Raw genomic sequence first — 13,857 nt, forward strand, 5'->3', positions numbered from 1 at the left:
CGCCCCTTGCGGTTCCCATCTGCCTTCCTGCACCCGTTCCTTGATCTGGTCATACAGCTTGGGATAGTGTTCCTTCATCCAATCGTATAGCTGAGGCTGGCTCGCCCCGAACACATAATCGGGATAACGTTCCATCATGCGAAGCACCGTCGAGAATGTTCTTGCACCTTTTCGGATCGTTTCACGGATCGGCCATAACCAAGCCAAATCGATATGCGCATGACCAACGGCACTTATGTTCATCACGGAATCTCCACCGCGAAATGATAATTGTTCGTTCAATAATCCCTTAGCACGATGAATACGGTCTGGTGTGAATTCCGTCAATATTAATGAAACGTCATATAGGGACTGAAGAATTTTTTCTCTACGCGCTGTGTCGGCAGGGAGATGCTCTGCCGTTTCCAGAAGTACCTCTGTGTCGTAATACAGACTTCGGATCCCTTCATGGCAGATCGCAATAACCGCTTCTTTTACAGTACCACCTTGGTATTTGCCAAATAAGTCGTTATTGCCAGCATCGGCCCACAGTTCGAATGCTCCCTCCGCCACCTTTATCGAAGAATGATCCAGTTCAACCACTCTTTTCCCAGGGAGACCCAATGTGAATTCAAACTCCGAATTGATGGTTGTCAAACCCTGCACAGGCGTTCCTTCGTGGTCCACCAGACAGAGTTCGCCGTTCACGTCCAGCAGAAGAACAACCTTGGCGTCACTTCCAGACGGTGGAATGCTGCCAGTAAAACAAAACCAGGCACAATCCCATAACTCCCCCCAACGCTCGCCCTGTGAAAGGGTGATCTTCTGACCTGACATTCTTTCCTCGAATGAAACGGGTTCGGGGGTAACCCATGCCGTCACATTCAACTTGGCAATTGGCTCATATATCGCTTCACGGAGTTTGGATAGCATTTGATTCAAATGCCCGAGTCTAATCGGTTCATATGGCATAATTGTTTTGTTCTCTCCTCTCATTCATCAAGCTTTTGCATTCTCACGACCCCACCTTACTTGAATCTCCACCTTGTTCTTACTGCCATGCTTATACTTCAGCAGTACGGTTTTCGACTCCGTATCCCATTCCCATCCGGTAGTTACAGTCTTATGTTGATCTATACTAGAAACGGATATCGGTTCAAATGGACAGTAGAATCTGGCCGTGGCCTGCATATTTGACGGACCCTTGGCTACACATTGAAAACCTGTATTCGTTATCGTCAGATCTTCAATTCTGGAAGAAGCTGAGACTAGGCTGACCTTGTCTTGCTGTGGCCTTCCGGCCGTAATGTCGTATAACAATGCTTGCTCACCAGGAGCTAGCCTTACCTCTTGCCGAACATGCAGGGCAGGATCGAACAAGTCTACAACCGGACCTGGAATAACCAGCGGTTCTTCGGATACAGACTCTTCCAGGACAGAGGCAATGATGTAGGGCCCCCGTTTAATCTTAAAATAATGCTTGGCTTCCCAACGGAAGTTGGAATCCTGAAGTTTCTCCAATGTTTCTTTCACAGACTGGCGAAGTTGATCTGCACCCGATTTACTTGACGAACATGCAGTCGGATGTACAGAGAGCCAATGAACCAGTCCTTTGCCCACATGATGAATCCCTTCCTGCTCTACCTTAAGCCCAAGCTGTTCAAATAAGTGCTCTCGTGGTGAGTGATACATGGTATTAGTGCTTTCACTGCGCTGGTCGTCATTCCACCATGCTCGAATGTTGTGATACGGGTCGCTGTCGTCCCCAATATAGATCAACGCGCCCCCATCCTGTACCCATTGGGCCAGTGCATAATGGATATCAGAGTGTTCTGGCTTCATAAACTCATAACTCAAAAGAAGGACCCGATATGGAGCCAAGTAATGGGGATAGCGCCTCACATTATCAAGTTGGACAGGTCTCACCGGTATCCCGTGTTTAAGTAAGGGTAACGCAAGACCATAGAATGGAGAGAAATCTAACAACTCTGTATCGCCATCCTCTTGGAATCCTTCTGGATCTGTGCCGTCATACTTTCCGGCATCAGGTGCTTCCGGCTCCGATTTCATGCGCTGAAACATCGCTGAATCTGCAATCAATACACCAACCTGAGGAGATTCACCTTCAATTTCAACATTGTCCTGATCCATGTTTCCAAGTGTGTGCATAACATGCAGCAATGTCGTTGCATAATCAGGAGGAATCTGCTCTTTACCTGCACCATCATCAGATGGATAATTCCCTTTAAATATTCTTCGCGGCCATGGGGCGACCTCGTAATGGGAAACTCCAGGATGAAGAAGTGAAGCAGCAACCGTCTTCAGGTAGTTCTGTTTATAATCGGCCCATGTGTAATTCGGATTGTCTTCAATGGGATCATGCAGAAACCACATTCGTCTGTCTGTTCCCCTTACTAGCTCTTGCATAACGCCATATTCTAAGTATGCGGTTTCAAACGTTCGTTCTTTTCGTACCCCCTCATAAACGTTGGGTGTTCGTGAAGTCCCTGTCCAGATTTGCGCAATATATCCATCTACAGACGGAAGCTCAATCAAGCGAGACTGCGGACTAACGATTCGCCACTGCGTATAATTAATCAGACTGTGGGTTGGAACGTAAAACCGAAGAACGCGATTGTAACGCTTTAGAGCATAATCTTTCATCTCGGTACATAATCGGTCTAATACACGTGTATATAAATACGCTTTCAATTTGGAGGCCCGAAACTGTGCATCGGGTGAGGAATGAGGCGCTCTCCAGGATTCTTTGTAATACAGCTGCCATTCTCTCTTAAACGATTCCGAGTATCCGCCGTTCACCCAGAATTCAGGCTCTTCCAGATGAATCGCCTCCACACCCGAATCAACAGCTACACGTATGCGTTCAGCAATATATTTGCCAAAGGAAACGGTTGGGACCATGTAAGGAATAATGGGCTCCTTGCCATGAACAATCATCTCACCATGACGGTCCGTTTGTGCTTCATCCCAATGCGTTTCTCCGTCTACTTCCCCGTCCAGGTAGCTGTTATAGGTCCCCCATGCTACTCCTGTCATTAAATGCACAACGTACCCTTTATTCTTCCATTCCCGAATACGTTCCTGCATCGTTTCGTCAATCCCGTAGACCATGACAAAGTCCGTTTGCAGATCATAATCGGGATGATAGGGCGCTGATTCCTGAAATCCAATTCGTTCTTCTTTACGATCTCGAAGCATGGTCCTAACCTCCTCACCCATGTTTGTCTGTCTTTCGTGGTTTGTGTATCCACCATTTCATAAAATATAATATATATTAACAATATATTCAATATGTTTTTTAAAACAAAAAGTCCTTTCCGGATCATATACGGAAAAGACTTTAATCAAAACTTGGAAATTACGATATGGGACAGATTCCCGAGGTTTGTCGAATGACAAGTTCAGGTTGAATTAGTATCTTGCTGAAGCCGGTAGTATCTCCGCTACTACGAATGACTTCGACAAGCTGGCCGGCTGCACGGGATCCCATCTCGCTCTCAAACTGCTTAACATGCGTGAATATACTAAATTCCTCCACGATGGAAGTTGGATCATCAAAGCTCACAATCGACACATCTTCGGGAATACGGAGTCCTGCTTGCTTGGCCATTTGATAGATCTGAACACCCAACCTACCGTTAAGTGAAATATAAGCCGTGACCATTTTGTTAGAGATATATCGGTATAATGGATGGGATTCTGCGTCCTTCAGGACAGACAATGGCTTGAAATCTGTAATCATATGAGCAGGATTAATAAGCGCCCCTTTATCTTTCAATGCTTCAATATAACCATCAATTCGCTCCTGGACCGTGACGGTTTGCAGCGGTGAATCCGAGCAGATGGCTATATCACGATGTCCAAGATCCCACAGATGTTCAACGGCCATCCTCACACCTAGTCTTCCATCAGCCGCGATGTAATGGGTTTCGACTCCCGGCAAATATCGGTCAATCAGCAAAAAAGGGAAGCCGGATAACTTCATGCCGAGAATTTCCTCGTTATAATTCCCTTCATCTACAGGAAAAATAAGTAGCCCCTCCGCTCCAAGTGCTTTTAGCTCCTTGATTGCATCCTTTTCTTTCTCGATCTTGCCATTCGTCAACATGATCATGCTGCGATAACCTTCTTGATTCAGTGTTTGTTCAATACCCTCGATTAGTCGGATAGCAAAGTAGTCGTGGATCGTAGGCATGATAATACCAATCAGGCCTGTACTAAGCCCCCTTCTCATTGTAGTTGGAGATTCAGAAAATACTGTGATAACTGAGTCCGTCTCTTCTGCGACAAAACTACCTTTACCAGGAACACGGGCGATCAACTTCTCGTTAGCTAAGCCTGTTAGGGCATTGACAACCGTAATTTTGCTAACATTAAACTGATCCATTAGCTCCTTCTCTGTCGGTATCCGATCACCCGGCTTCATATTCTCCGAGGTAATTATTTTGCGGACATAGTCCTGAATTTGTTGGTATAACGGTATTCGATCATTAGTACTCATGATAATCACATCACCAATTCATTTGTTATATTTTTAATATACAATATATTTTTACACATATAAGCACAATAAACAACCATATAATGCCTGTCCATGTTATCGTTAAAGCCAACTTTAGCTTTAATGTAGGCCCTTGGTAGATTTAGCAACCGCAGCACTTCGCGGTGTTATGAGAACGCAAACAGTGGTAAGGATTATTTCATTACTCGTCCTCCCTTTCAACTGCCGAAGGCTACACACTTGTACTTGTACATTGCTGGACAAGAGCTTGTCAGACATAAAGACACTTACTCAGGTAGCTGAATGGGTTCTTTATTAGAAACTTTCTAACTTTTTTTTGAAAATCCCCTATGATTCACCTATGATGAGGCCATGCTGCTTGCATTTTTTTCATATTTCAGCAACTGATCTTCCCTTTTAACCCCATTGGAGGATCACTGTGCAGAAAAAATTTCGGCTTAGAGACACGTAATATCGTTACTAATTATTGTTTAGATTTTATCAACAAGAGATCAACAAAATTTTTATTAAGAGGTGTATTTTATGAATGTCATTACCATTTGTGCGATTCTAAAAGCAAAACCTGGACAAGAGGAACAGCTACGCGATGAATTGATCAAACTTATTGAACCGTCTCGTGCAGAGAAAGGTTGTATACAATATAAGCTGCATAAATCGCTTAAAAAAAAAGGCACATATGTTTTTTATGAGTCTTGGGCTGACGAAAATGCCATACTCGCACATATGAATACCAAGCATTACCAAACATACCTAAAAAATACAGAAACCATAATTGACACCATGGATGTGTATCATTTGGAAAACATTGAGACATAAGATCAAAGCTAAGTACGTTGTTATCGTTTATGTAAAGATCAATCGATTCTCCAATTGGTATTATCATTGTATCCACCGAGAAAAAAGTTTCTTTTATAGAAACTTTTTTTCTTTATTTGAACTCATTTAAGTTCTCACTTAATATTGGCCTACATAAGGAGGTGAAAGTATGAATTCAAAAATCTTTATAGCACTAATGTCACTTGCAATAAGTGCTTTTGCTATTGGAACGACAGAATTTGTTATTGTCGGTATTCTGCAAGAGGTAGCCACCGATCTTGGCATATCGGTAACGCAAGCTGGGACCCTGGTGTCTGGGTATGCAGTGGCCCTTGCTATTGGAACCCCAATCGTCGTAGTTATTACCGGGAAATTGCCTAAAAAAGGATACCTGGTGTTCCTCATGGTCGTCTTCACTTTAGGGAATGCTCTAGCAGCAATAGCTTCCACTTATTTCCTTTTGCTCTTATCTAGGATAATTACAGCTATTGCACATGGTGTATTTTTCGCTGTTGCAGCTACAGTGGCCGCAGATATGGTGCCTGCTAACAAGAAAGGCACCGCCATCTCCATTATGTTCACTGGGTTAACCGTCGCTACCATTTTGGGTGTTCCCCTTGGAACCTATATCGGGCAGGAATTTGGTTGGCGTATGTCATTTGCCGTGGTCGCAATTTTAGGGCTGATAGCCTTGTTGGTCAGTCTTGTGGCAGTAGAAAAAGTCCCACGTTCAATGCACTCACCGACCTTAAGAGATGTTGGAAGTTTGATTGTTAATCCTCGGATCATCACTGCCTTGTTAATGACGATTCTAGGTTTCGGCGGAACCTTCGCCTTATTTACGTATATCTCTCCTATCCTTGAAGAGATTAGCGGCTACTCATCTTCGTCTATTTCATGGCTACTGCTGATTTACGGTGTTGCTGTAGCCATTGGGAATATTATCGGGGGGAAATTAGCAAATGGACATCCTGTAAAGGCACTTCGATTCGTATTTCTGTTTCAGGGCATTGCTCTGCTGCTCCAAATATGGCTACTGCCCAACAAGACGCTCACCATTTTGTCCCTCATATTAATGGGCTTCTTCGCTTTTATGATGTCTCCCGGCGTACAGGCTTACATTCTAATGCTCGCAGAAAAGCTGGTGCCTTCTGCCAAGGATGTCGCTTCTGCATTAAACATCTCTGCTTTTAATATTGGGATCGCTGCTGGTTCAACATTGGGTGGGCTTGCAGTAGACCACTTGCATATGATGGACACGGCTTGGATCGGTGCAATTATGGCAGGATTCGCCTTTTTACTGGCAGCTATAAACTACAGAATGGATAAGAAACAAAATCTTTTTGTTGAGGAGAGAGGATAAATGGATTTGAAATCATTGGAACTATTAGAGGATGAATTGGAATTTACAAGTTTTAGCCATCAAGATGCTCTTGTCATTGGTAACCAGATTGTGCAGTATGCTCAAGAAAACAACGTAGCGGTGGCCGTGCATATTGAACGTAACCGAGTTCCCGTGTTTACACATCTCATGGATGGTACTTCGGAAGAAAACTACGTATGGTTATTTCGCAAAAAACGGATTGTCGATCACTATAACCGCAGTTCTGCCTACATCGACCAGCGCTTTATTCAAAGCGGTGCTTCTCATGCAGAACACTCCCTGCTTTCCACTGCAGAATATCAAGCGGTTGGCGGTTCTATTCCCATCCGTGTCAAGGGTGTAGGCGTAGTCGGATCTGTAACGGTTGGCGGATTAACCGGCGAGTTGGATCATGCTTACGCAGTTGAGGGCATCCGCCTGTTTTTAAAAGGAGAATAAGTGTCATGGTTATGGTCATAACCACTTAAATATACCTGAGAGGGTTTGGGCGTAAAGCTCTTTCCCTCTCTTTTTCATTTGTAATCAGTTGAGGTCCTCTGGTGAAAGACCGAATCTGTACAATTTTACTTCATACACGTTAAAATGGAATGCAATGGTTTTTTATTTATATGTCAATAATTCAATTATAATAATTTCCCGCTTTCAGTAAAACTGAAACTACATTGGTAGTCATAAAGACAAAATTAAAGGATGCTTAGAGGTGAATCAATGGATCAATATGAGGTTGCAACCCTAAAAAAAGGACTACTCATTCTAGATGCGTTGCAACAAGGTGAACCCATGAGACTGACTGAGATCATGCATCGGTTTAACCTTAACAAGTCTACAACTTTCCGTCTGCTATATACGCTGGAAATGACAGGATTTATTCAAAAAGATGGTCACACGTACAAAGCTTCTGAATTAAAGGGACACCATTCATCGTCTGCTAACACTCGACTTAATTGGTTAGTTGTTCCATCCCTGCATCAATTAGCACAGGAGCTTGGCGAAACTGCCTATATCGGAGTTTTAGATGGAATGAAAGTCATGACAGTCCAAGTGGTGGAGGGCAATCATGCCATCCGTAGCCATACACGTGTAGGTGATTCCGCTTATGCCCATCTAAGTGCCTTTGGGAAAGTTATCCTGGCGCACCTAAGTAATGAACAACTAAAAAAAATGCTTACACATCTTACCCAGCACAAAGCAACAAAGCATACCTTTGACGACAACCATTTATTAAAAGAGCATCTAAACGTAATCCGTCAACAAGGATACGCCATTGATGATGAAGAAACAGAAGTGGGTTTACGCTGCGTTGCTGCTCCAATATTTTATAATGGTAAAGTGATTGCAGCATTGGCTATATCCGGCCCTGCCGCGCGATTAAGTCGAAAGAGAGACCGTGCGGTAAGTAAAAAATTGAAGGAATGCAGTGCACAAATTTCCGGTCTACTTTGACCCGCTCACCTGCTAAAATTCAGCCCAAGATGAAATATAGATTGATACCCGCAGACGCCTCGTATCCGGCCTTCACCGATTTTAGACTGCTGATGGTCGTTTCCACCTGAACGAAAACCACAAGAAGGACGTCCCGCAGTGGATAATCGAATCATGTTAAACGCAATGCTATGGGTAGCTCGTTCAGGCGCCCTTGGCGTGATCTACCAGACCACTTCCCCAATTGGAAATCCGTCTACACCCGCTTTCGACGCTGGAAGAAAGCGGGCATTTGGGGTGACGTTTTAAAGCATGTTTCCCTAGATCCTGACGAGGAAAGCGTGATGATTGACGCCACGATTGTGCGAGTTCACCAGCATGGATCAGGCGCAAAAGGGAGCAAGTGATCGGACGTTCCCGAGGTGGATTAAGCACGAAAATACATGCGGTAGTTGACGCGTTAGGGAATCCACTTCGCTTCGACTTGACCGGAGTCGAAGCGTATGATACGAATGCCATTCGGACTTCCTAGTACACTTTGCCTAAAAATACAGTCCTTTCGCGAAAATTCCTCCAAGGAAATATCTTTAATTTCCGAGGGCTTGAATATCCACCCAAACCTTTCTATATCAGCCTTTGTCAGGCGTTTTGAAAGAACTTCCGAAGCGTCAATAAAGGTAGCGCTTACAAACATCCAAAAAAAGGGTTGATAATTGAGAAACCATCCACTATGATAATCTCATCAGTCCGGATAATAAAGTTAAAGCACTTTAACTTTCAATTACATAACATCATATGAAACCTTTTATTTAGAGGTAACTTAATTCCGAAAGTTAAAGCGTTATAACTTTATATCAAATAGAAAGGTTGGTGTTTATGTGACCCATCGCGAAAGCCGGCGGCAGACATTTTACATGTACCTCTTCATCTCTCCATGGCTTATCGGTTTCTTCGTGTTTGCCTTGTATCCGATTCTGTCATCCCTTTATTACAGCTTCACGGACTATGACATTATCCACCCGCCGAAATATGTCGGACTCGCGAATTACAAAGAAATGTTTCAAAATGACCTGTTTTGGAAATCTGTTGTCGTAACGGTGCGCTATACATTTATCAGTGTACCGATCCAGCTGCTGCTGGCACTTGGATTTGCTCTCCTGCTCAATGCGAAAATACCGTTCCGCGGATTTTTCCGCACGGCCATGTATTTTCCGAGCATGGTATCCGGCGTCGCGATGTCCTTGCTGTGGTACTGGATTTTCAACCCATCGATCGGTCTGTTCAATTACGTGCTGTCCTGGTTCGGTATTAGCGGCCCAGCCTGGCTCATGAGCCCCGATTATGCGCTTTACGCTCTGATGATTATGTCCTTCTGGACGGTGGGCTCAGGCATGATTCTGTTCCTTGCGGGACTTCAGGGCGTTCCTTCAAGTCTCGTGGAAGCCGCCAGGCTTGATGGTGCGGGACGCTTCCGAATTTTCCTGAACGTGACGCTGCCCATGATTTCACCGGTACTTTTGTTCCAGCTGATTATGGGCGTCATTGATTCCTTCCAGGTATTCACACAGGCGTATGTAATGACCCAAGGGGGTCCAAACTACTCGACCTGGTTCTACGTTTACAATCTGTACACCAGCGCCTTCAAGGAATACAGGGCAGGCTACTCCTCGGCACTCGCTTGGGTGCTGCTGATCGTCGTCATGGCGTTTACGGCGCTCATTATCAAACTCTCGAACCGTTATGTTCACTATGAAGGAGGCGGACGCAAATGAGTACGATTCCGACTGCCGGCCCAGGGGCTTCACCTTCTGTGAATAAACGCAGGCGCAAAATCGACGCGGTTAGCATTGCTAGCTTCATTGCCCTGGTGGTCACCACCTTTCTCATGCTCCTCCCTTTGTTTTTCATGGTCTCGACCTCACTGAAATCAAAGAAGGAACTGCTGACGTTTCCTCCGACCTTTCTGCCGGAGTCCTGGCAGTGGAGTAACTACAGAGAAATTTTCGACACGCTGAACTTCGGTCAAATGTATATGAACAGTCTCATTATCGGCATTTTGACCGTTGTTGGCACCCTGTTTTCGTCGGCGCTTGCAGGCTATGGTTTCGCCAGATATCGGGGCAAGGGCAGCAACCTCTGGTTCATGCTCATGCTCAGCACCATGATGCTTCCATATCCGGCGATTATGATCCCACAGTTCATTCTCTTTTCCAAGCTGAACTGGATCGATACCTTCCTGCCGCTGATTGTCCCTGCGTTTTTCGGTTCGGCATACAACATCTTTTTGCTGCGACAGTTCTTTTCCACGCTGCCGGATGAGCTGTTTGACGCCGGACGCATCGATGGCTGCAGCGAGTTCCGGATGTGGAGACAGATCGCTTTGCCTCTGTCCGGTCCGGCGCTTGCAACCGTTGCGATCTTTGCCTTCATCTACAGCTGGAACGACCTTTTGACACCTGTGCTCTATTTAAGCTCATCGGATAAGTTTACGCTTCCGGTCGGTATGTCTTCCTTCACATCTTCGCGTTTCCGAATTCCGCCGTGGCATCTGCTCATGGTTGCCTCCGTGCTCGCCATGCTGCCGATCGTGACCCTGTTTGCGATAGCCCAGAAGCGGTTTGTGGAAGGAATTGTACTTACAGGCATCAAGTAAAGACTCCGCCGCAGGGGCGGCAAAAAACTTGAATATATGGGGGACTGTAGTTCATGAAAACGATAAGGATCAAAAAGTCTTTTACACTTTTGCTTGCGACCAGCATGCTCGTCGTGTTGGCATTGTCCGGCTGTAGCGGCGGCAAATCAGCGGGAGATGTCGTACCCGGTAATGATGGCGATAGCGCTAACTCAGGAGGGCAAGTAACCATAACGCACTACACCATCGATTCCGAGGATCGCACCTTTATCGAAAAGCTGGTTCCGGATTTTGAAGCCCAACATCCGAATATTAAGGTGAAAATCGAGAAAGCTCCTTACGAGCAGTTCGATAGTAAACTCCAAACGCTGATTGCCGGCGGCAAATCACCTGACGTCACAAGCCATTATGGCTATGGCGGTTTTGCGGAGTATTACAACAAAGACATGCTGCTTGATATGAACGACATTATTAAGGAAGACGGATTTAAGGCGTCCGACTACAACATCCCGGATGATCTTATGAAAATCTACACCGTCAAAGACCAAGTCTACGGTATTCCGGTCAACATGTACGTCTCTCTGATGCTCTACAACAAAGACATGTTCGACGCTGCCAACGTTCCTTACCCTCCAAGCGATTACGAGGACAAGAGCTGGACGTTTGACAAAATGGTCGAAGACGCGAAGAAAATGACGCATGTATCCAGCGATATTGCCAAAACCCAATATGGCGTTGACTTCACATGGTCCGAGCGCGATATGCGCCCGCTCTATTTTGGAGCGGAACCTTACTCCCAGGATACTTGGACCAACGGCGGCGTACCATCCGAGACTTATTTCAATTCGCCGGAAGTCATCGCAGCCTATAACAAGCTGTTCAACCTGATCTTAAAAGATAAAGTGTCTCCGACAACGGAATGGAGCAAGAGCGTAGCGGGGCAAAATGGAGATGCATTCGTAACCGGTAAGGTGGGTATGACCGTTAGCGGCTCCTGGAGCCTTGCCGGCTCTAATGACTTCCCGTTCAAGGTGGGCGTGGCAGCAGTGCCTGCTGGCGGCAATGACAAGGTCCGTAGCGTGCTGTTCGTCGATCCGCTCTTGATTCTGAAGGGCTCCAAGCATCCGAAGGAAGCTTTTGAATGGATCAAGTATCTGGTCAGCGACGAGGTTCAGGAAAAATCCATTGACCTGAGCGGCGGCAATCCTCCTGTAAATACAAAGGCAGCCGAGACCTATTACAAGCATTTTGATGGCATCGATCCAGCAGATGTGAAGAAGGTTTACGAAGGCGCTGTGAAATACGGATTTGAATCCTATAACCACCTGATCACCCACTATTCTCAGATCAACGACATGTTCATTAACGAGATGCAGCCAATCGATACCGGACACAGCACCGTTGAAGAATTGATGCCGACGATTCAGAAAAAGGTCATGGAAATTATCAACCGTTAACGCCAGACATTGTGCCGTCCCGCAAGGGGCGGTGCATCTACTAAATTAGCTTCGCGGCTAAGCCTCCGTACATGTATACTAGTGTTAAATCAATATAAAGTACGGAAAATTTGCCGCAAGGAGAATAAACAATGAAGGTTAGTATATTTGATGTAGCAAAAAAATCAGGATTATCCGTTGTGACGGTTTCCCGGGTACTCAATGGTGCCGAATCCGTTCGTGAGAAAAATAGACAAAAGGTACTCGACGCCATTAAGGAGCTTGATTACCATCCCAATGCTGCTGCGCGGAGTTTAGCCCGCGGCAAGACAGGAATCGTCGGTTTGATCATGACCACTCTCCAGGACTCCTTCTTTGATGCCGTTGTTAAGGAGCTGAACGAAGTGCTTTCGCTTCACGGCTATTTTCTTGCCGTTTCGGTCTCTCCCGGCATTGGCTCGGATGAAACCCATTACCTGATCCAAGAGGACCGGGTGGACGGTCTTATTCTGCTCTCGCCGATAGAAGAAGATAACTACATTGTGGAACTGAAGCGGCGCAATATTCCTTATGTCCTAATCGACAATCAGAAGCCGGAGAATGATGCTTTTTCCGTCACGATCGACAACTACAAGGGCGGCTATGCCGCTACGAAGCATCTGCTTGATCTGGGCCATACCTCCATCGCACACATAAGCGGAGACGACATGTTCCGCAGTACGAAAGAGCGCCGCAGCGGTTTCCTGAAGGCACTTAAGGAACAAGATCTGGCTCCGTTTGACATGATCACAGGCGATTTCGAAATCGATTTTGGTTATGATACCTGCCGCAAATGGCTGCGGGAGGGACGCCTTCCTTCCGCGGTGTTCGCAGGCGATGACCATATCGCGCTCGGGGTCGTGAACGCTCTCATGGAAGAAGGCATCAAGGTGCCTGAACAGGTAGCTATCGTCGGCTATGACGATCAGTATATTTCATCCAAGCTGCACCCCCATCTCACAACGGTCCGGCAGCCTGCCGACCGCATTGGGATTGCCGCTGCGGATATGCTGCTGAAACGCATGGACGGTACGATGAAACGTGGGGCTAATGTGCGAATCGACCCTGAACTCATTGTGAGAGAATCTACTGAATAATCAACAGAAGATACGACCGGATAAAAAATATAACATTATATATAGGAGTGACGACCATTGACTTACTACTTGGGAATCGATGGGGGAGGAACAAAAACATATGCCCTGCTGACTGATGACTGCGGCAATGTGCTTGGCAAAGGCGTGGGCGGCAACGGCAATCACCAGATTGACCACGCCTTGGCCTCGCAAAGCATACGGGTAGCCGCAGAAGGAGCTCTGAACGAGGCAGGATTGCAGATTCATGAAATCTCCCACACCTATTTCGGACTTGCAGGCGCAGATCGGGAGGTAGATTACCGAATCCTGCACCCTCTGGTTCAGGAAATCGGATTCACCCAGAATTACTCGATTAACTGTGACACGATGATCGGCCTGCGCGCAGGCACGAACCGGCCTTACGGCGTCGCGCTGATCTGCGGCACAGGCACCAACTCCGCAGGCCGCAATCCAGCAGGAGAACATGTACAGGTCGGCGGTTTTGATTATATGTACGGCGATTTCGGCGG

Annotated in this window: 12 protein-coding genes and 1 pseudogene; 10 read left to right on the forward strand and 3 right to left on the reverse strand. The window is 46.0% G+C overall.

Features of this window, described 5'->3' with window-relative positions:
* The 3 genes from AMS66_RS33470 to AMS66_RS04685 form a co-directional block, all read right to left on the reverse strand.
* Positions 1-975 (reverse strand): glycoside hydrolase family 38 N-terminal domain-containing protein (locus AMS66_RS33470; RefSeq protein WP_456238476.1); only part of this gene is annotated, 975 nt, incomplete at its 3' end.
* A gap of 3 nt (positions 976-978) precedes the next feature.
* Positions 979-3,198, reverse strand: coding sequence for a hypothetical protein (locus tag AMS66_RS04680; protein WP_053779686.1), 2,220 nt, complete (start codon positions 3,196-3,198; stop codon positions 979-981).
* 160 nt (positions 3,199-3,358) lie between these two features.
* Positions 3,359-4,501 carry a GntR family transcriptional regulator gene (locus AMS66_RS04685; RefSeq protein ID WP_053779687.1) on the reverse strand — a complete coding sequence of 381 codons (1,143 nt, stop codon included), beginning with the start codon at positions 4,499-4,501 and terminating at the stop codon, positions 3,359-3,361.
* 543 nt (positions 4,502-5,044) lie between these two features.
* Here AMS66_RS04685 and AMS66_RS04690 point away from each other — a divergent pair.
* The 10 genes and pseudogenes from AMS66_RS04690 to AMS66_RS33475 form a co-directional block, all read left to right on the forward strand.
* Complete coding sequence (locus tag AMS66_RS04690; RefSeq protein WP_053779688.1) at positions 5,045-5,338, forward strand: putative quinol monooxygenase; 294 nt, start codon at positions 5,045-5,047, stop codon at positions 5,336-5,338.
* Positions 5,339-5,507: 169 nt separating this feature from the next.
* The gene (locus AMS66_RS04695; protein WP_053779689.1) at positions 5,508-6,701 is read left to right on the forward strand and encodes an MFS transporter; all 1,194 of its coding nucleotides are present in this window, start codon (positions 5,508-5,510) and stop codon (positions 6,699-6,701) included.
* Complete coding sequence (locus AMS66_RS04700) at positions 6,702-7,160, forward strand: heme-binding protein (protein WP_053779690.1); 459 nt, start codon at positions 6,702-6,704, stop codon at positions 7,158-7,160. It abuts the gene before it with no gap.
* Between the two features lie 270 nt (positions 7,161-7,430).
* Positions 7,431-8,165, forward strand: a complete 735-nt coding sequence (locus AMS66_RS04705) for an IclR family transcriptional regulator (RefSeq protein WP_053779691.1) — start codon at positions 7,431-7,433, stop codon at positions 8,163-8,165.
* 105 nt (positions 8,166-8,270) lie between these two features.
* A pseudogene (locus tag AMS66_RS32660) lies at positions 8,271-8,667 on the forward strand (IS5 family transposase); the annotation flags it as partial.
* 391 nt (positions 8,668-9,058) lie between these two features.
* Positions 9,059-9,916 carry a carbohydrate ABC transporter permease gene (locus AMS66_RS04715; RefSeq protein WP_053779693.1) on the forward strand — a complete coding sequence of 286 codons (858 nt, stop codon included), beginning with the start codon at positions 9,059-9,061 and terminating at the stop codon, positions 9,914-9,916.
* Positions 9,913-10,797: a carbohydrate ABC transporter permease gene (locus AMS66_RS04720; RefSeq protein WP_053779694.1), complete on the forward strand. Its 885-nt coding sequence runs from the start codon at positions 9,913-9,915 to the stop codon at positions 10,795-10,797. The genes AMS66_RS04715 and AMS66_RS04720 overlap by 4 nt, the downstream gene beginning before the upstream one ends.
* Positions 10,798-10,850: 53 nt before the next feature.
* Entirely contained in the window at positions 10,851-12,233 is a 1,383-nt protein-coding gene (locus tag AMS66_RS04725) for an ABC transporter substrate-binding protein (RefSeq protein WP_053779695.1), read from the forward strand.
* Positions 12,234-12,364: 131 nt separating this feature from the next.
* Positions 12,365-13,348 (forward strand): LacI family DNA-binding transcriptional regulator, encoded by a 984-nt coding sequence (locus AMS66_RS04730; RefSeq protein ID WP_053779696.1) that lies wholly within the window; start codon positions 12,365-12,367, stop codon positions 13,346-13,348.
* A 57-nt stretch (positions 13,349-13,405) separates the two neighbouring features.
* The coding region (locus AMS66_RS33475) for an N-acetylglucosamine kinase (RefSeq protein ID WP_330219287.1) at positions 13,406-13,857 on the forward strand (452 nt) is incomplete at its 3' end.

This window comes from Paenibacillus xylanivorans, assembly GCF_001280595.1.
In the GTDB taxonomy this organism is placed as follows: Bacteria; Bacillota; Bacilli; order Paenibacillales; family Paenibacillaceae; genus Paenibacillus; species Paenibacillus xylanivorans.